Annotated in this window: 14 protein-coding genes; 5 read left to right on the forward strand and 9 right to left on the reverse strand. The window is 73.8% G+C overall.

All coding sequences use genetic code 11. From position 1 onward, the window contains the following. Positions 1-14: 14 nt before the first annotated feature. Positions 15-1,304, reverse strand: a complete 1,290-nt coding sequence (locus tag BJ981_RS31425) for an MFS transporter (RefSeq protein WP_184617014.1) — start codon at positions 1,302-1,304, stop codon at positions 15-17. A 268-nt stretch (positions 1,305-1,572) separates the two neighbouring features. On the opposite strand from BJ981_RS31425, the gene BJ981_RS37600 reads away from it, so the two are divergent. Beyond that, positions 1,573-2,814 (forward strand): site-specific integrase, encoded by a 1,242-nt coding sequence (locus BJ981_RS37600; protein ID WP_204070272.1) that lies wholly within the window; start codon positions 1,573-1,575, stop codon positions 2,812-2,814. Between the two features lie 319 nt (positions 2,815-3,133). On the opposite strand, the gene BJ981_RS31435 is transcribed toward BJ981_RS37600, so the two are convergent. The 5 genes from BJ981_RS31435 to BJ981_RS31455 all read right to left on the reverse strand — a co-directional run bounded on the left by BJ981_RS31435 (position 3,134) and on the right by BJ981_RS31455 (position 10,938). Next, positions 3,134-4,312, reverse strand: a complete 1,179-nt coding sequence (locus tag BJ981_RS31435; RefSeq protein ID WP_184617015.1) for a VWA domain-containing protein — start codon at positions 4,310-4,312, stop codon at positions 3,134-3,136. A 55-nt stretch (positions 4,313-4,367) separates the two neighbouring features. Further along, positions 4,368-6,857: a DUF5682 family protein gene (locus BJ981_RS31440; protein WP_221315417.1), complete on the reverse strand. Its 2,490-nt coding sequence runs from the start codon at positions 6,855-6,857 to the stop codon at positions 4,368-4,370. Beyond that, on the reverse strand, positions 6,847-7,911 hold the full coding sequence (locus tag BJ981_RS31445; RefSeq protein ID WP_184617016.1) for an ATP-binding protein: 1,065 nt from the start codon (positions 7,909-7,911) through the stop codon (positions 6,847-6,849). The genes BJ981_RS31440 and BJ981_RS31445 overlap by 11 nt, the downstream gene beginning before the upstream one ends. Before the next feature lie 86 nt (positions 7,912-7,997). Continuing rightward, a complete protein-coding gene (locus BJ981_RS31450; protein WP_184617017.1) occupies positions 7,998-9,509 on the reverse strand; it encodes a DUF5691 domain-containing protein in 1,512 nt (503 codons plus the stop codon). A gap of 67 nt (positions 9,510-9,576) precedes the next feature. Beyond that, positions 9,577-10,938: an SWIM zinc finger family protein gene (locus BJ981_RS31455; protein ID WP_184617018.1), complete on the reverse strand. Its 1,362-nt coding sequence runs from the start codon at positions 10,936-10,938 to the stop codon at positions 9,577-9,579. A gap of 193 nt (positions 10,939-11,131) precedes the next feature. Here BJ981_RS31455 and BJ981_RS31460 point away from each other — a divergent pair, with 193 nt between their 5' ends. The 3 genes from BJ981_RS31460 (at position 11,132) to BJ981_RS31470 (ending at position 14,179) form a co-directional block, all read left to right on the forward strand. After that, the gene (locus BJ981_RS31460; RefSeq protein ID WP_184617019.1) at positions 11,132-11,494 is read left to right on the forward strand and encodes a VOC family protein; all 363 of its coding nucleotides are present in this window, start codon (positions 11,132-11,134) and stop codon (positions 11,492-11,494) included. A 148-nt stretch (positions 11,495-11,642) separates the two neighbouring features. Further along, a complete protein-coding gene (locus tag BJ981_RS31465; protein ID WP_239139250.1) occupies positions 11,643-12,971 on the forward strand; it encodes an MFS transporter in 1,329 nt (442 codons plus the stop codon). A gap of 92 nt (positions 12,972-13,063) precedes the next feature. After that, on the forward strand, positions 13,064-14,179 hold the full coding sequence (locus BJ981_RS31470; RefSeq protein ID WP_184617020.1) for an enolase C-terminal domain-like protein: 1,116 nt from the start codon (positions 13,064-13,066) through the stop codon (positions 14,177-14,179). A gap of 7 nt (positions 14,180-14,186) precedes the next feature. Here BJ981_RS31470 and BJ981_RS31475 read toward each other — a convergent pair whose 3' ends face one another. The 3 genes from BJ981_RS31475 to BJ981_RS31485 all read right to left on the reverse strand — a co-directional run bounded on the left by BJ981_RS31475 (position 14,187) and on the right by BJ981_RS31485 (position 19,173). Next, the gene (locus tag BJ981_RS31475) at positions 14,187-15,761 is read right to left on the reverse strand and encodes an FAD-binding oxidoreductase (RefSeq protein WP_239139249.1); all 1,575 of its coding nucleotides are present in this window, start codon (positions 15,759-15,761) and stop codon (positions 14,187-14,189) included. Between the two features lie 333 nt (positions 15,762-16,094). Beyond that, positions 16,095-17,561: an LCP family protein gene (locus BJ981_RS31480; protein WP_221315419.1), complete on the reverse strand. Its 1,467-nt coding sequence runs from the start codon at positions 17,559-17,561 to the stop codon at positions 16,095-16,097. A gap of 121 nt (positions 17,562-17,682) precedes the next feature. Continuing rightward, positions 17,683-19,173, reverse strand: a complete 1,491-nt coding sequence (locus BJ981_RS31485; RefSeq protein WP_239139248.1) for an alpha/beta hydrolase family protein — start codon at positions 19,171-19,173, stop codon at positions 17,683-17,685. 202 nt (positions 19,174-19,375) lie between these two features. Between BJ981_RS31485 and BJ981_RS31490 the strand changes: the two genes are divergently transcribed. Then, positions 19,376-20,503: an exonuclease SbcCD subunit D gene (locus BJ981_RS31490; RefSeq protein ID WP_184617022.1), complete on the forward strand. Its 1,128-nt coding sequence runs from the start codon at positions 19,376-19,378 to the stop codon at positions 20,501-20,503. Positions 20,504-20,557: the final 54 nt, after the last annotated feature.

Genomic DNA, 20,557 nt, shown 5'->3' on the forward strand with positions numbered 1-20,557 from the left:
GCACACGGTAGATCCTATTCGACCGGCGCCGCCGCGGGTGTCCCGGCCACGCGTGCCGGAGTGGTGAGGCGCCGGACGTCCGGCACGGCCAGGACCGCCGCGCCGGCGACGAGCTGCCACACCGCGCCGAAGCACAGCACGGTCGTGACGCCCGCGACGGCGGCCACGGGACCGGCGGCGGCGAGGCCGACCGGGCCGAGGGCGAAGGCGCCCACGCCGGTGAGCGAGGTGATCCGCGCCAGGACCTCCGGCGGCACGTGCTGCTGGTTCGTCGTGGCGTACAGGGCCCCGCACACCGCCGAGCCCGCGCCCGCCACCAGCGCGGCGACCGCCACCACGGGCGTCGACAGGCCCGCGGCCAGAGCGCCCGACGGCAGCGCCCAGCCGAAGGTCGCCACCGTCGCCACCACCAGAGGGCGACGTGGCACGCGCCCGCCCACCATCGCCAGACCGCCCGCCATCGCGCCCGCCCCGTACAGGCTCATGATCAGGCCCCACCCCTGGGCGCCGCCGAGGCGTTCGTGCGCCACCACCGGGCCGAGGACGAGGAACGGCGCCCACACCAGCACGTTGAACAGCGTGAACTGCACGGTCGTGACCCACAGCCAGGTGCGCGCGCGGAAATGGTCCCAGCCCTGGCGCATCGCGCCCTTCTCCCCGCCGGAGGAGGGCACCGGGGCGTCCGAGACGCGCAGCTTCGCCAGGGCGACCGCGCCCGCCGCGTAGGTCGCCGCGTCCAGCGCGACCACCACGCTCGCCCCCGCCCCGGCCATCACCGCTCCGGCCAGGACGGGCCCTCCCACGTTCGCCAGGGACTGGGCCAAGCCGGACAGAGCGTTGGCGTCCCGCAGCTTGCCCTCGTACGGAGTGCCGGAATCGGCGAGCCTGGGGATGAGGCCGCCGCGCGCGGGCATGGCGAACGCCTCGCCCGTACCCCACACGACGGCCGCCGCGACGAACGTCCAGATCGACGGGCGGCCGAGGAACAGCGCGGCGGCGAGGACGGCCTGGCTCGCGCCGCGCAGGACGTCCGCCGCGATCATGACGCGGCGGGGGCCCACCCGGTCGGCGACGACGCCACCGAGCGGCAGGAGCGCCACCATGGGGACGATCCGCGCCGCCATGATCACGCCGAGCTCGGTCTGCGTGCCGCCGGTGTCCAGGACGGCGAAGGTGACCGCCAGCGCCGCCATCGACGAGCCGAGCAGCGAGGTCGCCTCGCCCGCGAAGAAGAGCCGCAGGTCTCTGTACGCCAGAGCGGCCAGGCGTCCGCGCGCCCATTTCCCCAGTGATTTCCGCGCCATGACCGTCCACCTTGCGGTGCCCCGCGAGAGCTTTCAAGAAGTCGGCTGAGGAAAGTTGAGTCTCTTTACTGCAGGATTCGCACGGCGGCCGCACCTTGCCATCAGGCCGGTACAGAAGCCTAAGTAGACTCGGACGGCGGCCTCGAGGATTGGGTTTTTACTGCGGTAGAAGGGTGACGACGATGGCACATCCCCACCTAGGAGGAGAAGACGGCGCCGACCGTCCCCGTGCGGTGACGCTCGCGAGCGGGACCGAGGGGGACGTGCGGTGACGCTCGCGCCCGTCGAGTACGCCGTGGCGGTCGAGCACTACCTTGGCACGCTGCGCCTGGCCGAGGCGTCCCGGCGCGTGTACCGCATCGCTCTCGCCACCTGGGCGTGGTCCCTCGTCGACCGGCCTCCTCCCGAGGGCAGGGCCCGCCGTGGCGCGGCGCCGCCCATCGTGCCCCTCGCCTTGCTCGACGCTCCCGACGCACCGCACCGCCTGAGCGTCGCCCTCGCCCACCGGGCCGCCGTCGCCGATCCGCGGACGATCGGCCGTGAACTGTCCATCCTGCGCGGGGCGATCGCCTGGTGGCGCACGCGCGGGTGGATCACCGCAGATCCGCTCCGCGGGCTCCGTCCCCCGCCTGGGCAGGCCGCCGAACCCGTGGCGCTCACCTCTGAGCAGATCGAGGCGATCTTCGCGCTGCCGGTTCCGCTGCGCGAGAAGGTCTGCTGGCGGCTGCTGTACGAGACCGCCGCCCCGATCGAGCGGCTCCTCGCCCTGAACGTGGACGACCTGGACCTCGGCCGCATGCGGGTTCGCGCCCATCCCGAGAACAGCCGGTCCGGCACGGCTCCGAATGGCCGATCGCGGACAGGTACGGCGACCGGCAACCGCCGCCCCGGCACGGCCTCCGGCAACGGCCGTCCGCGGACCGGCACGTCCGCTCCGAACGCCCCTCAGGCCGGTTGGGCCCCTTGGGCCGACCCGCGGGTGGGTACGGCGGCCCAGACGGGTCGGCAGGCTGGCACGGCGGGGGAGACAGGGCCGTGGACCGGTACGGCCCCTTGGACCGACCCGCGGGTAGGTACGGGGGCCGAGACGGGTCGGCAGGCCGGTACGGCGGGCGGAACGGGCCCGTGGACCGGTACGGCTCCTCGGACGGACCCGCGGGTAGGTATGGCGGCCGAGGCGGGTCGGCAGGGCGGGACGGGCCCGTGGGTTGGAGCGGATGCCGGGACCGGCCCGCAGGCGGGCGTGGTGTCGGAGATGCGGTGGCGGGCGGGTACGGCGCGGCTCCTGGCGTTGCTCCTGGTCGGGCGGGCCGGTGGTCCGGTCTTCCTCACCGAGCGCCGGGCCCCGTCCGGCACCGCGCCCCGCGACCGCTGCCCGGTGACCGGCCGCGGCCGATTGTCGTACCGTCGCGCCGCGGAACTCTTCACGGTCGCGACCCGTCATCTCGACCCCGACGGCCACGGCTGGACCCTCCGCCACCTCCGCGCGGCCGGCCCCGCCCGCCCGTGAGCCACCGACCCAACCCCGGCGCCGAGCGCCCCGCATGTCCTGCCCCGAACGGGGCGCACCAGAAGTGACCGGTGGTCGGCCGCCGATCACCCCTTTTGGCGAAAGAAATCTACGATGTAAAGGGCCGTGGTCGGGTCGCCACCCGACATACCGGCGACAGCGGACCCCATGCGACGACAAGGTGTCTGGTCTTCGCGGGGTCAGGTCCCCCGCACTAAAGGGCTCGCGGGGTCAGCCCTTGAACGGAGCAGGTTCGCTGGGGGGCGGATTGCTCGAACGCACGGGGTTCGCAGGGGCAGGTCGCTCGAAGAGTGCCGGGTCAGGTCGCTCGGACGGCGAGGGTGCGTTCGGCCCACTGGGCGATGTCGCGGCGTTCGATCGCGGCGGCCATGAGGTCGGGGAAGGCGTCCGGCGTGCAGGCGAAGGCCGGCACGCCCAGCGCGGCCAGGGCCTCGGCGTTGTCGCGGTCGTAGTGGGGCTGGCCCTCGTCCGAGAGCGCGAGCAGGACGATGACCTGGACCCCGGCCGCCGTCATGGCCGCGACCCTGCGCAGCATCTCCTCCCGCACGCCCCCCTCGTACAGGTCGCTGATCAGAATGAAGATCGAGTTCGTCGGCCGGGTGATCAGCCCCTGGCAGTAGGCGATGGCGCGGTTGATGTCGGTGCCGCCGCCGAGCTGGGTGCCGAACAGCAGCTCGACCGGGTCGTGCAACTGGTCGGTCAGGTCGACGACGCTGGTGTCGAAGACCACCAGGGACGTGCGCAGCGCGCGCATCGAGGCCAGCACGGCGCCGAAGACGCTCGAATAGACCACCGACGCCGCCATCGAGCCGCTCTGGTCGATGCACAGCGTGACCTCGCGGATGACCGCGCGCTGCTTGCGCGCGTAGCCGACCAGCCGCGACGGGACGACGGTGTTCCTCTCGGGCAGGTAGTTCTTCAGGTTGGCCCTGATCGTGCGGTCCCAGTCGATGTCGGAGACCCGGCGCGGCCGGTGGGTGCGGGCCGACCGGTCGAGCGCGCCGGTGATGGCCGTCCGCGTGCGCTGCGCCAGCCGGCGCTCCAGGTCGGCGACGACCTTCGCCACCACCGCGCGGGCCGACCGGCGGGCGGTCTCGGGCATCACGCGGTTGAGCGAGAGCAGCGTGCCGACGAGGTGGACGTCGGGTTCGACGGCCTCCAGCATCTCGGGTTCCAGCAGGAGGCGGGTGAGGTTGAGGCGTTCGATGGCGTCCTTCTGCATGACCTGGACGACCGTCGAGGGGAAGTAGCTGCGGATGTCCCCGAGCCATCGCGCGACCCGGGGCGCGGAGGCGCCGAGGCCCGCGCCGCGCTGGGCGTCCGCGCGCCCGCCGCCGTCCTGTCCCGTGCCGCGCCCGCCGTTGTAGAGGGCGGCGAGCGCCGCGTCCATCTGGGCGTCGGCGCCGCCCAGCGCGCAGCCGGTGCCGTCGGCGTCGCCGCCGAGCACCAGCCGCCACCTGCGCAACCGGTCGTCCATCACGCGCTCCTTCCCATGTCGTGCCGGCTTGTGGTCCGCGCGCGGGGCTCGGGGGTCATGACGCCTCTCCCAGGATCGTGAGAACGGTGGCGACGGCGGGGCCCGCGCGTTCCGCGTCCGCCTCGGGCGCCGAGACCGGGGCCGCGTCGCCCGAGGCCACCCGCCCGCCGATGGCGCGGCGCTCCGGCGGGGGGAACGCGCCGAACGTGCGGCGCAGCAGGGGCAGGACGTCCACGAACGCCTCGCCGGGCAGGCTCGTCAGCCACGTGTCGATCAGGCCGAGCAGGCCGGCGTCGTGGACCAGGAGAAGGCCGCTGCCGGCCAGGAAGCCCTCGACCCAGGCGGCGGCCTGCGCGGGCGGGGTGCCCGCCGACATCGCCCGGGACATGCGCAGGGCGACCTCGTCGGCCGGGATCGTGCCGGCGTCGAGCAGGATGCGGGTCAGCCGGCCGCTGATCAGCCCGTGCAGGTCGCGGCGCTCCGCGATCCCGCGCAGCGTGGCCAGCCAGCCGTCCCTGCGCGACTCCAGCAGGCCGACGGAGGTGTGCACGGCGTCGACGTGCGCGAGCATCTCGCGGGCGGAGTCGTCGTCGAGCCCGGTGACGGCCGCGGGGAGCCCGGCGCGGATGCGGCCGAGCAGGGAGTCCACGATGACCGACAGGCCCGCCGCCGGGGTGCCGCGCACGTCGCCGTAGCGCTGCGTGCGGACCAGCGCGGGCAGGGCCGCCATCAGATGCGTCACGTCGTTGTCGAGCGCCGCCCGGGTGGAGATCGACGCCAGGACGTGGGGGAGCGCGTCCGGCAGGTCGGCCAGCAGGCAGCGCTCGGCCACCGCCGTGAGCTCGGCGAGCGTCCTCGGGGACGACTCGGCGGGAAGCCTCGGACCGGCGTGCCGGGCCGTCCGCGCCGATCCCACGTCCACGAGCTCGCGCACCCGGGCGGTGGCCGCGGCGGGGACCGTGGTGCCGTACGCGCCGGCCTCGATCAGGTCGACGTCGAACTCCGGGCGCCATGCGAGCGTCCACGACTCGCGGAAGGTGCCCTTGCCGCGGGCCTCGCGCGCCGTTCCCCACGCCACGCCGAGCAGCCCGAGACGGTGCAGCAGGCGGCTGCGCTCCAGGTCGAGGGGCTTGCGAAGGTCCAGGTCGAGTTCGCGCTCCAGCGCCTCGGGGCGCAGCTTCAGGCGGCGCTGCCGGTCGCGCAGGTCGCGCTGGAGCGGGACCATGGGCGTATCGTCCGGCACGCGGCCGAGCCGTTCGCCGACGACCATGCGCCGCTGGATCAGCTCCACCGGCAGCTCGTCGCCTTCGCAGAGCACCGCGCGGACCGCCTCGGTCACCTCGCCGAGCCCCGCGAGGGGGTGTCCCCGCACGAGGGCGAGGCTGTCGGCCAGGCGGACGGCCTCGATGACGTGGGCGGAGGAGACCGGGAGGTCCTCCTCGCGCAGCACGGCGGCGGCCGCGGCGAGCCAGCGTTCGATCGGCTTGTCCGGCGAGGCGAACAGGTGGTCGTACCAGCCGGGCGAGGTGATGCCCGCGCCGTAGCCGCTCCAGGACGCCAGCCGCCCGTGCGTCCACGGCACCCAGGTCATCTCGACCTTGACCTTGGGAAGCCCCTTCAGCAGGCGCTCGTCCGGCGCGGCCGGGCCCGGTTCGCGCAGCGCGGGAACGTGCCAGGCGCCGCACACCACGGCGACGTGACGGTGGCCGTCCTTGACCGCGGCGCGCATGGTCCTGCGCATGTACGCCTCGCGGCGGGCCTCCTGCTCGTGGGGGGTGTAGCCCTCGCGCACGGCGGCCATGGCGTCGGCGATCACCTCGAACGGGGTGTCGCCGCGGTGTTCGACGGCGTCCTCCCACCAGCGTTCCGGGTCGTCGTACCCCGCCGCGCCGGCGAGCTCGCCGATCGGGTCCCGGTGCGTGACGGGTCCCCGCGGGCCGTCCGCCTCGGCGTCCGGGAGGGTGATCCGCTCTCCGGGGTGCGCGCCCGGCTGCCCGCGGCGTGCTTCCGGCTCGCCGGGACGCCCATCGGGCTCCTCGGGAGGCGCTTGCGGTTGCCCGGGACCCGCCGCCGGGGGAGTGGGCGCGGTGGTGCCGGGGCCGGCGTCCACGGACGGCGCCACCGGCTCGGGGTCCGGTTCGGCGGGAGGGCCGGCCAGACCGTGCGTGGCGGGCAGGTCGCAGAAGCGGACGGGGATGCCGGCGCGGATGGCGTACTGGATGGCCTGCCACTCGGGGGAGAACGTCGCGAACGGCCAGAACGCGGCCCTGGACGGGTCTCCGGGCACGTGGGCCAGCAGCGCGACCGGCGGCTCCATGCCGGGGTCGGCGGCCAGCGCCACCACGGCGTCGGCCTCCGGCGGGCCCTCGACGAGGACGATGTCCGGGCGCAGCCGCTCCAGCTCGGCGACCACCGCGCGCGCCGACCCGGGCCCGTGGTGCCGCACGCCGAGCACGCTGAACACCGGCGCGGCCCCGGCGTCCCTGCGGTGCTGCCCGGGCCGTGCGGCGCGCTCCGCCACGGCGGGCGGCCGCTCAGGAGACATCGCGGCACGCCCGGTAGAAGTCGCGCCACTCGGGGCGCTCGCGGACCACGGTCTCCAGGTACTCGTGCCAGACCACGCGGTCGGACACCGGATCCTGGACGACGGCGCCGACGATGCCCGCCGCCACGTCGCCGGGGCGCAGCACGCCGTCACCGAAGTGCGCCGCCAAGGCGATGCCGCTGGTCACGACCGAGATCGCCTCGGCGGTGCTCAGGGTGCCGCTCGGCGACTTGACGGTCGTGCGGCCGTCAGAGGTGGCCCCCGAGCGCAGCTCGCGGAAGACCGTGACGACGCGCCTGATCTCTTCCAGGCCGGTGGGCGTGGGAGGCAGCTCCAGGGACCGGCCGAGCTGGGCGACACGGCGCGCCACGATGTCCACCTCCTCCTCGGCGCTGGCGGGCACCGGCAGGACGACGGTGTTGAAACGCCGCCGCAGCGCGCTGGACAGCTCGTTGACGCCGCGGTCGCGGTCGTTGGCCGTGGCGATCACATTGAAGCCGCGGGTCGCCTGGACCTCCTCGTTCAGCTCGGGGATGGGCAGCGTCTTCTCCGACAGGACGGTGATGAGGGCGTCCTGGACGTCGGACGGCATGCGCGTGAGCTCCTCGACGCGGGCCAGACGGCCCTCGGCCATGGCGCGCATCACCGGGCTCGGCGTCAGCGCCTCGCGCGAGGGACCCTCGGCGAGCAGCCGGGCGTAGTTCCAGCCGTAGCGGATGGCCTCCTCCGCGGTGCCGGCCGTGCCCTGGACGAGCAGCGTGGAGTCGCCGCTGATCGCCGCGGCCAGGTGCTCCGACAGCCACGTCTTGGCGGTGCCGGGCACGCCGAGCAGCAGCAGCGCCCTGTCGGTCGCCAGCGTGGCCACGGCCACCTCGACGATGCGGCGCGGGCCGATGTACTTGGGGGTGATCTGAGCGCCGTCGCCGAGCAGGTAGGTGGTCACGGCCCAGGGCGAGAGCCGCCACCCCGGCGGTCTCGGCCGGTCGTCCGCCTTGACGAGGATCTCCAGCTCGTCGGCGTACTGGTCTTCCGCGTGGGGCCGCAGAACGGTCATGTCTGTTCAGCTCACTCTCTCGACGTGGATGGGGGTCGCGTGGGTGGAGGGCGCGCGGCTCGGAGGTCCTCCGGAGGAGTGGTGGGTCATGGGCGTAGCTCGGCGTGCATGTGGCGGCGGAAGCGCAGCGTGGCGGCGACCTCCTGGACGTGCCACTCGTCCGAGAGCCGGGCGGCCATCTCGTCCATGGCCGGGTCGACGCGCTCGCCGGCCAGGCGGACCAGCTCCTCGAGGTTCCAGGGCTGGTGCCCCGCCGTCGCGATGATCTTCTCCAGCACGGCCTGGGCCAGGGCGGCTCCCCACGGCGCGGGCAGGCCGCCGAGCATCATGATCAACTGGCCGTCGACCGGCTGGTCGTGGACCAGCTCGGCCGCCTTGTCGGCGCGCTCGGCGGGCGGCAGCACGGCGAGCAGGTCGCTCAGCGGCTCCACCGCGAACAGCGCCCGTGCCCACTCCGCGTCGTTCTGCAGGACGGCGGCGCGCTCCCAGCCGAGCCTGATCTCCCGGGCCCACTCGCCGATGTTCAGCGCGACGATCCGCTTGGCGGGCAGCCCGAAGTGATCGGCCCAGAAGGACAGCGGCGTGTGGGCGATGACCTGCTGGAGCCACCAGCTGCGCTGCCCGGTGCCGGCCGGGGCACGGGACCGGATGCCGTCGCGCTCCATGGCGGCGTCGCAGGCCGCCGGAGGCTCGGCGTGCAGCCGGTCGCCGGTGACGCGCAGGCACAGCGCCGCGCGTGCGGTCATCCTGAGGCCGAGCCGCGACCGGGGGAGCCGGGTCAGCAGGTCGGCGGCCTGGGCCCTGACCTCGCGGCGCCGGTCGTCCAGCGCGGCCTCCAGGAACGGCTCGTCGGCCATCGACAGCCCGTCGGACAGGGCGTGGACGAACGCCGCCCGGTCCTCCGGGGTCTCCTTGTCCCAGCCGCGCAGCAGCAGTGCCCGCGCCTTCGCCGGATCGTCGGCCCGGAGCCCGCGCAGGAAGGAGAGCCGATCGCCTCGCGTGCCGAACTCCCACAGAGGATGCCCGGCCACGTCCTCGCCGCCCCCGGCATCGGCGCCACCTGTCCCGCCACCTGCGGCATCGGCAGGAGATGGCCGGGCGGCGCCTGAGGCAGGGACGTGCCGATGCCGCGGGGCTTCCGTGCCGGCGTGCGCCGGGACGCCGGAGCGGAGGGTGGCCTCTTCCAGGACGTACTTCCAGGTGTCGTTGAGTGTGGCGAGCCACCGGCCGCGGGCGCCCGCGAGGACGCCGATCGACGGTCGCAGGGACCGGTCGCGCGCGCCGTGGTCGAGCACCGGGGGCAACAGTTTCGCCGGCAGCCGGTAGCCCAGCGCGGCGGCGGCCTCCAGCCACTCGGGCAGCAGGCGCGACTGCTCGCCGCCGAGAACGCGCGCCAGCCGGTCGGCCGCCGCGCGCGGCACCGGCGGCTGCTCCTCGGCGGGCGCGGCGGGCAACGGCTCCCCCCTCTGGAGCCGCTGCCCGGCCCGCGCGCCGACCGTGCGGGCCGCCGCCTGGCCGAGCAGGCCGGGCCGGGGCCGCCGATCGGTGCCGACCAGCGCGGCCGACACCAGCCGCTCCCAATCGTCGATCGTGATCACCAGGACTCCTCTGTCGCGTGAGGCGCGCTGCCGCCCTCGCGGCGCGCGGACGGACCGGGACGGGAGGTCACAGCACCACCACCTGGCCGTCTTCGTCCCATGTGGTGAGGGGACGCAGCCCTCGCGGCGTCCACTCGGCGGCGACCGTCGCCGGATGCCCCCCGGACACGGCCAGCAGCCGCCAGGGAGCGCCCAGGGAAGGGTGCAAGGGCACACCCTCCGCCTGCTCGCCCGGCGCGGCGGCGGGGTCGGCGAGGAGCCAGCGGCCGCCTCGGGACGCGGGGACGACGTCGCTCAGGAGGACGGGCCAGGAATCGGCCCAGGGGTCGCCGGCGATGGCGGCGGCGACCAGATCGAGGACCTCGCGCACGCCGGAGCCGCGGGGCGGTGTGGACGGCAGGGCGCCGTGCCGCGCGGCCACCAGGGCCCGCAGCGGGGACGCGCCGGGGTAGAAGGCCAGCTCCGCGTCGATGACGGTGCCGGTGACCAGGGTGGCGTCCATGGCCTGGCCGACCGGCGCGAAGGTGAGCACGAGCGCGTACCGGCCCGTGGTCTGCCCTTTCAGCCAGACCCTGCGGGCGACCAGACGGTCCTGCTCGTCGTCGCGCTGCCCGAGCACGTGCCACCGGTCGCGCACGGCGGGCGAGGCCAGGACCTCTTCACGGGAGACGGGGAAGCCGACGCGCGAGCGGACGGTGTCGCGCAGCGGGGCGGGCAGGGAGGCGGCGCGGCGGTAGCCGACGGCGAGGAGGTTCAGCAGGCCGTACTCGCCGAGCAGGCGGGCCGGCCAGTCTTCCTCGGTGAGGACGCGGTGCAGCCGGGAGACCGCCGCCGCGACGCCGGGCGCCTGGGCGTCGACCAGCCGTCGCGTCAGCTCCTGCCACTGGGCGGGGGAGCTCTGCCGGGCTCCGGACAGCCCCTGCCCGATCTGGTCGGCGAGCCAGCGCTCCAGCTCGGCGAGCCCGGCCGCGACCCGCTCCTCCCGCTGGGCGGCACGGCGTTCGGCGGCGGGGTCGGGACCGTCCTCGGCGGACGCCCCCGTGGGCCCCTGCCCGGCGGAGGGAACATCGGACGCCCGCTCGGCGGTCTTGGCGGCGCGGGCGCGGCGCTGCTCCAGCCACTCGGCCACCCAGTCGGGGGCGGCCTCGGCGGCGGGCACGTCGCCGGCCGACCAGATCAGCAGCAGGCCGAGGGCGTGTTTGCAGGGGAACTTCCTGCTGGGGCAACTGCACCGGTAGGCGGGCTCGCCGAAGTCGACGCACGCGCGGTACGGCGAGGCGCCGCTGCCCTTGCACTCACCCCACAGCGCCCCGGCCCCGACGCCCGTCGCCGACCACTTGGCCGCAGTGCCGACGCTCTGCGCGCCCTTCTGGGAAGAGGCGTCGGGGGCGAGCGCGAGCACCTGGTCACGGCTCCAACGTTCGATCACGAGCGGCACACTAGCGGCGGCCTCTGACAAAATCGGAGTCCGCGCCTGCCCGCGGCCCGGTCATCTATACCTATGGCGAAACCCCAGGTCAGCGTACGGATGATGTCCGCAGTGCCCGCGTGGCCCGTCCGCGGGGCCGGCGGGGCGCGGGGCTCGAGGGGAATACCGGAGCCCGCAGGGGTACGGGATGCCCATGAGTCTCATATGGGAACAGGTCGTCATCGACGCCGCCGATCCGGTGGCGCTCGGCCAGTGGTGGACGAAGGCCCTCGGCTGGGTGGTGGTCAACGACGCCGAGGACGAATACGAGATCAGGGTCGCCCCCGACCTCCTGCCCGGGCTGATCTTCGTGCCCGTGCCGGAGGGCAAGCAGGTGAAGAACCGCCTGCATCTGGACTTCCGCCCGAAAGATCAGAAGGCGGAGGTGGAGCGCCTGCTCGCGCTCGGCGCCCGCCCGGCCGACGTGGGTCAGGGTGACGAGCGGTGGGTCGTGCTCGTCGACCCGGAGGGCAACGAGTTCTGCGTGCTCTCCGACCGCCGGCAGGACGCGGTGTGACGATCGCCGGCCGATGGGGGGCGTGGCCGTCGCCGATGACCTAGGACCAAAGACCGAGAGGGGCCCGATGCGGCAGCGCCAAATCAGGACATAACGTAACCCAGTGTCCTCAGCTGTGATCGATTCCCCCGTCGGCCCCCCTCCCGGCGTGTTGAGCCGTCCGTACCGGGCGATCAGCGTCGGCATGGTGGCGCTGATCCTCCTCGTGGCCTTCGAGTATCTGGCGGTGGCCACCGCGATGCCGGTGGTCGCCAGGAGCCTGCACGGCCTGCCGCTCTATGGGCTGGCCTTCAGCGGCTCCATGGCGGCGAGCGTGATCGCGACCGTGGCGGGCGGCCGGTGGAGCGACGTCCGCGGCCCCGTCGCCCCCTTGTGGGCGGGGGTGGGCGGTTTCACCCTCGGCCTGCTCATCGCGGGCTTCGCCCCGAGCATGCACGTCCTGATCGCCGGCCGGTTCGTCCAGGGCATCGGCGGCGGCCTGTTCTCCGTCGCGCTGTACGTGGTCGTGGCCCAGGTGTTCCCCGCCGCGATGCACCCCAAGGCGTTCTCGCTGCTCGCGGCGGCCTGGGTGCTCCCCTCGGTGGTCGGCCCGGCGATCACCGGTGCCGTGGTGGAGCACGTGGGCTGGCGGTGGATCTTCCTCGGCATCCCGCTGTTCGTCGCGCCCGCCGCGCTGCTGCTGTGGCGCGGCCTGGCGGGCAGGACCACCGTGCCTCCCGCGTCCGACGGCGCGCCGGGCACCGGGTTTCGCGCCCGGCTGCTCTGGGGCGGCGTGGTGGCCGTCGGCGCGGCGCTCCTGCAGTACGGCAGCGGCCTCGGCCCGGGCGGCTTCCCGCTGCTGGCGGCGGGCCTGCTGATCCTCGCCTTCGCCCTGCCCAGACTGCTGCCCCGGGGCACCCTGCGCGCGGCGCGCGGCTTCCCCGCCGTGGTCCTGCTGCGCGGCCTGGCCGCGGGCGCGGTGTTCGCGGCCGACGTGTTCATCCCGCTCATGCTGACCGGCCAGCGCGGCCTGAGCCCGACCCAGGCCGGGCTCTTCCTCACCGGGTCCGCGCTGAGCTGGTCGTTCGCCTCGTGGGTGCAGGGGCGCGGCCGGCACGACCGCAACAAGCTGCTGCGTCTCGGCACCACCATGCTGTCCGCGGGCGTCGCGGGCGCCGCGCTGCTGGTCTTCGCCCCCGTGCCGCTGGCCGCCGGCCTGGTCGCCTGGCTGGCCGCCGGGTTCGGCATCGGCCTGGTCTACCCGATCCTGTCGGTCCTCACCCTGGAGCTGTCCGCGCCGGGCCAGGAGGGCGTGAACACCTCGTCCCTGCAGATCGGCGAATCGGTCTTCTCCGTCGTGATCATGGCGGTCACCGGCGCGGTGTTCGCCGGGCTGGACACCGCGTGGTGGGTGTACCTGCTGTGCTTCGGGCTCATCGCCGCGCAGGCTCTTCTCGGGTTGCTGATCAGCGGCCGGGTGCGGCCTGTCAGCCCCTGACCAGGACGAAAGGGACGTTCCCTCTGCCCGCGTTTGGCCTGGATCCCCACACCGGGCACCATGGAAGGGCAGGTGTCCGACAAGGGGGTTCCATGCCACGCGTCCGTGAGCTTGAGGTCTTCCGGCTCGTGCTGCCCTACGGCAGGCGTCCGGAGAGCATCCTGGTGAAGCTCACCGACTACGGGGGCATGACCGGCTGGGGCGAGGTCGTGCAGGGCCCCGGCCGCACTCTGCCCGGCCCTGTGGCCGCCTCCGCCGAGGCCGGCGAGGAGGCGGACGAGGACGAGGTGGCGGGCGCGCGCGACAACGCCCTGGCCAAGACCTGGGCCGCGCTGGAGGAGTCGCTCGGCCCGGCCCTGCTCGGCGTCGACTGGGAGCACCCCGACGAGCTGACCTCCCTGCCCGCGAGCTCCGCCGTCGACCTGGCCTGCTGGGACCTGTGGGCCCGCATGCGCGGCGTCCCGCTCGCGCACGCGATCGGCGGCACCCGCACGTCCGTGGTCGCGACCGTGCGCCTGCCCGCCGAGCGGTCCCTGGAGGCGATGGTCGCCCGCGTCAACCGGCACGTGTGCGCCGGATACGCCCACGTCACCCTGGACGTCCACCCCGGATGGGACGTCGAGCCGGTGCGCGCGGTGCGCGCGGCGTACCCGGCGCTGGCGCTGGCCGTGGACGCCCGCGGCGTCTACACCGACGTCACGGCGCTGGCGGCCCTGGACGCCTACGACGTGACGGCGATCGAGCGGCCCTTCGGCGGCTTCGACACCCCGCCCGACCTCGCCCTGCACGCCGAGTTGCAGGGCAGGGTGTCCTCGCTGGTGGCGGTGGAGGTGCATTCGGTCGCCGCGCTGGAGCAGGCCATCGCCGCGCGCGCCGCGAGCGCGCTGCTGCTGCGTCCGTCCCGCTTCGGCACTTTGCGCGCGGCGCGGACGGCCCACGACCGGGCCGCCGCGGCCGGCTGGGACATCACGGCGGCCGGCGGCAGGGGGACGGGCCTGGCCCGCGCGGCCACCGTCGCCGTCGCCAGCCTCCCGGGCTGCACGCTGCCGGGAGACGTCACCGAGCCCCCGCGCAACGCCCAGATCGTGACGCCGCCGGTCGGCGCGTCCGGCGGCGTGGTGGCCGTCCCGCTGACCCAGCCGGGCCTCGGCCACCTCGTCGACGAGGACCGGGTGCGGCGGCTCGCCCGCGACTCCTTCCGCCTGTGAGAGGCCGTCAGCCGATCGACTGCTCGTGGCGGAACACGTCGTGCGGGTCCCACACCTGCTTGACCTCCAGCAGCCGCTCGTAGTTCTGCCCGTAGTACAGGCGGTACCAGGGCACGCCGGAGGTGTTCCAGATCTCGCTGTTCAGGTCGCGGTCGGGGTAGTTGACGTAGCAGCCGTCGGTCACCGCCTCGGGATCGGCCGCGCCGCCCGCCGGGACGGGCACGCCGCCGGTCCGCTGGTAGACCCTGCGGTACAGCTCGCGGATCCACCGCTCGTGCACGGCGTCCTCGCGCGGGTCGGTCCAGTACGTCTGGTACTGCAGCTTCATGATCGAGTCACGCTGGGCGACGGCCGTGTCGCGCGGCCCCACCGCGTTGATCCTGCAGCCGTAGGTGTCCACCTGGATCAGCGCGTCGGGGTTGTCGTACCCGGTGTTGTCGTAGTCGCCGTCGTCGCGTGCGCCGGACAGGAAGTTCCACATGACCTGGATCTGGTCATCGGGGAATGGCCTGCGCATGTAGGCGGACTTGTACTTTCCGCGCCGGTTCGGCCCCGAGCTGTTCAAGGTCTGGGTGGCCTGGATCCAGGGCATCAGGCGCGGCTCCTCGTGCAGGCCGGGGATCTGCGGATGCTCGCCCATGACGACGTCCAGCTCGGCGCGCGGAAGGTCGAGCCCCTCTTCGAGCCGGCCGAGGAAGGCGTCCAGCCGTTCGCGGCCGGTGAGCGGGTTGTTGGCCTCGACCTGGGTGATCAGCCCGATCTTCCCCGCCGACCTGTGCGTCAGCTTCAGGATGGAGAACAGGTCGGCGTACTCGCTGCGTATTCCGCCGTTCTCAGCGCAGAAGCGCCCGAAGTTCTCCACCAGCCGGGCGAAGCGCTCGTAGCTCATGTCCTTCCACTCCCACGCGACGGCGCTGAGCCAGACGTTGATCGGCGGGCGCGGGAGGTTCTTGAACCAGTAGCGGGTGATCACGCCGAAGTTCCCGCCGCCGCCCCCGGTGTGCGCCCACCACAGGTCGCGCAGGTGGCCCTCGTCGTCCTTGCGGGCGATGACGGCCTCGGCCCGGTAGTCGCTGTGCGGTTCGCGGCGCACGACGACGACCTCGACGGCGTACAGGTAGTCGACGGTGAGGCCCGCGCGGCGGGACAGCAGGCCGTACCCGCCGCCGCAGATGTGGCCGCCCGCGCCGACCGAGTAGCACGACCCGGCCGGCAGCGTGAAGCCGGTCTCGCGGTAGAGCCGGGCGTAGTTGTGCCAGTTCGTCGACCCGGCCTCCACGCAGTACGCGCCCATGCCGGGGTCGTAGTGGACCCGGTCCATCTGGCCCACGTCGATGATGACCTGCGTCTGCGCGTTGGAGACGAAGTTCTCGTAACAGTGGCCGCCCGAGCGGACGGCGATGCGGGTGCGGCCGCTGTTCAGCGCCTCGTTCAGGGCCCCGATCACGTCGGCGGTGGATCGGACGATCTTGATGTAGTCGGGGTGGGACGTCCAGCGCTGGTTGAACCCTTGGCACAGCGCGCCGTATCTGTCGTCGATCCCCGTCACGGTGACGCCCGAGCTGGCTTCCGCGTTGGACACTGCGCTCTCCTTGTGAGGATTGCCGGGTTTATCGGCGTTGTCGGCGTTGTCCGTACCGTCGGCGGGCGCCGTCCCTGGAGGGACGGCGGGCGTGGCGGTCCTGGTGGTGGGCACAGCGGGGACCGCAGGAGACGACGGGCGCGGGAACAACGCGCGGAGCAGGCCGCCCGGGGCGCGAGGACGAGGCCGTGGAGGACGCATCGAGGAGGGCCGCTCTCAGCACGGCCGCGTCACGGGGGGCGGACACACGAGAAAGACTTACCGTAGCCGGTCCATCACTACACGTCACCGTGAGGCCACCGTTATGAAACCGTGACCACCGCCGCGGCGTGCTCAGGTGGCGCAGATGTCCTTGTCCTGGGCGGTGGCGGACGGCGTCGGCGTTCCCGGCCCGGGGGACGGGCTCACCGAGGCCGAAGGGGACGGGGAGAGGGACGGTGAGGACGGCGAGGAGGGGGCGGGCGTCGGGGCCGGCGCGGCGCGGCGCCCGGAGTCCCGTACGGCCTTGGCGCTCAGCCTGCGGATCAGGTCCCAGTCCGGGTTCCCGGTGTGGATCAGCGGCGGCACGAACTGCACGCCGGTGACGCGCGCGTCCCGCACCTTCAGCGCCAGCGGCACGAGATGGGAGAGCATCGGCCGGGGGATGTCGGTGCGGAACATCCCCTTGGTGGCCTTGGCGAGCTGGTTGAAGCGCAGCAGCACGGTCGCGGGGTCGGCCTGGTGCAGCAGGGCGTCCAGCACGCAGCGCTGGCGTCCCATCCGCGTGTAGTCGTCGCTGTAGGTGCGCGACCGCGCGAACCACATCGCGTCCGCGCCCCGCAGGCGGCGGGTGCCCGCCTTGACCAGCCCCTCGTTGTACTTGCCGAACACCACGTCGGTGGGGACGGTCAGCGTCAGGCCGCCGAGGGCGTCGATGATCCGGGCCAGCCCCCACATGTTCACCATGGCGTACCAGTCGATCTCCAGGCCGAGGGTGTGCCCGATGGTCTCCTTCAGCGTCTCGGGGCCCATGCCGGTTCGGCCGCCGAACAGCTCGGGGTGGGTCTCGGCGTACTCCCACACCGAGAAGAGCAGATCCTCGCGGGAGCCGTCCGGGTTGGCGGGCAGGCGGAAGCCGGCGGGGAAGCGGCGGTGCATCGGCGTGCCCGGGGGGAAACGGACGTTCTCCAGGTTGCGCGGCAGGCTGAACAGGACGGTCGCGCCGGTGCGCACGTCCACGCTGGCGACGTTGATGCTGTCGGTGCGGATGCCGATCCGGTTCGGCTGCCAGTCGCCGCCGAGGATCAGCACGTTGACCCGCGTCCTTCCCTCCCACGGGTCGGCGGGCACGACGCCCCTCTCCGGCGCCGCCGCCACCGGGGCGGGGTCGTCGAAGACGGTGCTGAGCAGCTCCTCCGACACCAGGGCGTACTGCGCGACCGCGACGAACGGCAGCGAGACCGCGACGGCCAGCGTCCCCGCCAGGATCCCCGAGAGCACCTGCCCGGTCTGGGAGAGCAGGGACGGCCGCAGCACGACGTAGGAGCGCACCAGCAGGGCGAACCAGCCGAGGGCCAGCAGCGGGGCCACCACGACGGTGCCGCGCAGCAGGGCGGGGTCCAGCAGTCGCCCGCTGAGGTCGTCGCCCATCGCGAGGACCGTCGTCACCAGGCCGGCCAGCACGAGGACGTAGGCGCAGAGGAGGATCAGCCCGGTGCGCCGGCGGCCGGCGCGCAGGTGCGCCGAGCCCGGGAGCAGGGCCGACAGGGCGGTCCAGGCGATGACCTCGGCGGTCGTCGGGCGCGTGCTGGTGCCAGGCAAAGATCTTCCATTCCCCCGGTGGTCAGGGGGGCACGATACCCACGCCGTTCGACGGGGACGTGAACACGCCCCGAACGGATCATGATTTATCCGGACATAGCCGGGCAGGCGTCCGGCCGCCCTACCAAGGGATGCCGAACAGCCCGTAGTACGCGCCCGTGACCAGCAGCAACGCCGTCCCGCCCAGCACGGCCGCCATCGCGTACCGCTGCCAGCGCCCCGGCTGCCACCCCTCGCGCAGCGCCGTCGCCACCGCGGCGACCGCGGTGACCTCCTGCACCAGCATCAGCAGGGCGAGCACCCGGACGACCAGCCACCCGGACAGCACGGCGGGCCACGCCCCCGCCTGGTTCACCGAGAACAGCACGATCAGCGTGATGAACGCCAGCACCGAGGCGAGCAGGCCCACGCCCGTCCACGCCATGCGGCGCAGCCGCCGCCGGACGGCCGGCCAGACCTCCACGCCCGCCGACGTCAACGGCCCCCTGCCGCGCAGCCGGACGACCATCTCGGTGACCGGCGCCGCGACGTACCCGACCGCGGCGAGCGTCAGCGCCAGGCCCAGGATGGCGCTGTGGGCGTACCACGGCGCCTGCGGGATGTCGCTGGCCTGGTACCGCTGCACGGGCGTGGCGCCGGCGATCTGCGTCGCAGGCCGCGGTCGCGCGGTCCCGGGCAGGCCGTTGATCCAGTTCGCCAGCGTCTCCAGGTAGCCCCGGGTGTACGGGCCGCCGTTGACGCGCATCGCGTGGTCGGCGCCGCCCAGGAAACGGATCGTGTAATCGCGGTTGTCGCCGGCGGTCAGCGCGGAGGTCAGCGTCTGCATGCTCTCCACGAAGGGGATCGAGGGGTCCATCGTGCCGTACAGCGCCAGCACCGGCTGCGTCATCCGCTTCAGCTCCGGGACGCTGTCGTAGCGCAGGAAATCGAACCCGACCCCGCCCATCGCCTTCGTCAGCAGCTCGCGCACCCCGGCCGGCGCGTGCAGGCGCTCCAACTGCTCGTTGAGCGCCCAGGCGACCTGCCGGACCGGCGAGACGTTGGGGGAGGACACCAGGACGCTGAACCCGATCTCCTTGCTGGCGGCGGCCGCGATCGGCACCACCCAGCTCCCCTCGCTGACCCCCCACAGCCCCGCGCGCAGCGGGTCGACGTCGCCGCGCGAGCGGAGGACCTGGACCATGCGCAGGGCGTCGTCGGCGAGCAGCCCGAAGTCGCGGTGGCGGAAGTCGTACCCGACCGTGCGCTTGTCGTAGGTCAGCGTCACGATGCCGGCCTTGGCCAGCCACGTGGCCTGCGTGGTGAAGTCCTGGCGGGACCCCGAACCCGAGCCCTGCACGAAGGCGACCGCCGGATGGCGGCCCGGCACGCGGGGCGCGCGGATCGTCGCGGCGAGCGTGGCGCCCTTGACCGGGACCGAGATCTCGCGGGTGGTGATGGCGCCGTCGTGCGGGACGGGGCGGTACTCGGCGGCCGGCTGCGCCGGCAGCGTGCCCATCGTCTCGGACAGGCGCGGAGGGTCGAACGAGGGCGGCGAGAGCAGATATCCCACGGAGCCGAGCATCGCGAGGACCACCACCGTCGCGACGCCCAACCGGCTACGGTCGGTCACGCCACCTCCTGTTCTCGCGACCTCCTCGCGGAACCTCTTCCCGTGTCTTCGCCCACCTGAAAGGTTCCGATCGCACGCTTCTTACGCACAACAGAATTACACCCTCGAACACATCCTCCGATCATCAGATTAAGTCACGGGGCATGAACGATGGGGCCGGTGGTACCGCATTTGTCGGTGGGACCTGTTAGCTTCCTGCGACATGCGCGTCCTGCACACCTCCGACTGGCATCTCGGGCGGGCGTTCCACCGCGAAAGCCTCCTCGACGCCCAGGCCGCCTTCGTCGACCACCTGCTCGAAACGGTCCGTTCCGAGCGCGTCGACGTGGTGGCCGTGGCCGGCGACGTGTACGACCGGGCGCTGCCCTCGGTCGACGCGGTCGCGCTCTGTAACGACGCCCTGCGGCGGCTCACCTCCGCGGGCGTCCGCACCATCCTGATCAGCGGCAACCACGACTCCGCGCGCAGGCTCGGCTTCGGCGCCGAGCTGATCGACGCCGCGGGCGTGCACCTGCGCACCGATCCCGCCCGCGTCGGCGAGCCCGTCGTCATCGGGGACGTCGCCTTCTACGGCATCCCCTACCTGGAGCCCGAGGCCGTGCGGGTCCCCTGGGAGCTCGGCGAGCGCAGCCACACGGCCGCCCTCCGGCACGCCATGGGCCTGATCCACGCCGACCTCGCCCGCCGCGGCACCCGCGCGGTGGTCCTGGCCCACGCCTTCGTCTCCGGCGGCGAGAGCAGCGACAGCGAGCGCGACATCAGCGTGGGCGGCGTCTCCCACGTCCCGATCTCCGCCTTCGACGGAGTCGACTACGTCGCGCTCGGCCACCTGCACGGCCGGCAGCGCATGAGCGAGACCGTGCGCTACTCCGGCTCGCCCATCGCCTACTCGTTCTCCGAGGAACGCCAGCTCAAGGGGTCGTGGCTGGTCGACATCGGGCCGCGGGGGCTCTCCACCGCCGAGTTCGTGCCCGCGCCCGTGCCCCGCCCGGTCGCCACGCTCCGCGGCCACCTCGACGACCTGCTGACCTCGGAGCGGTGGGCCGGCCACGAGGACCACTGGCTGCACGTCACGCTCACCGACCCGCGGCGGCCCAAGGCGGCCATGGAACGCCTGCGCCGCCGCTTCCCCCACACCCTCGGCCTCGCGTTCGAGCCGGAAGGCGGCGACGAGGCCGCGCCCGCGGCGCAGCCCCTGGCCGGGCGCCCCGAGATCGACGTCGCCCTCGACTTCGTGCGCGCCGTGCGCGGCGAGCCCGCCGACGCCGACGAGACGCGCCTCCTCCGCGCGGCCGTCGAGGCGTGCCGGCTGAAAGAGGCTCTGGTCTGAATGCGTTCGTGCCACGCTGGACCACGTGACCTTGTCGCGTCGTCGATCACGCCC

It is taken from the genome of Sphaerisporangium krabiense (genome assembly GCF_014200435.1).
In the GTDB taxonomy this organism is placed as follows: Bacteria; Actinomycetota; Actinomycetes; order Streptosporangiales; family Streptosporangiaceae; genus Sphaerisporangium; species Sphaerisporangium krabiense.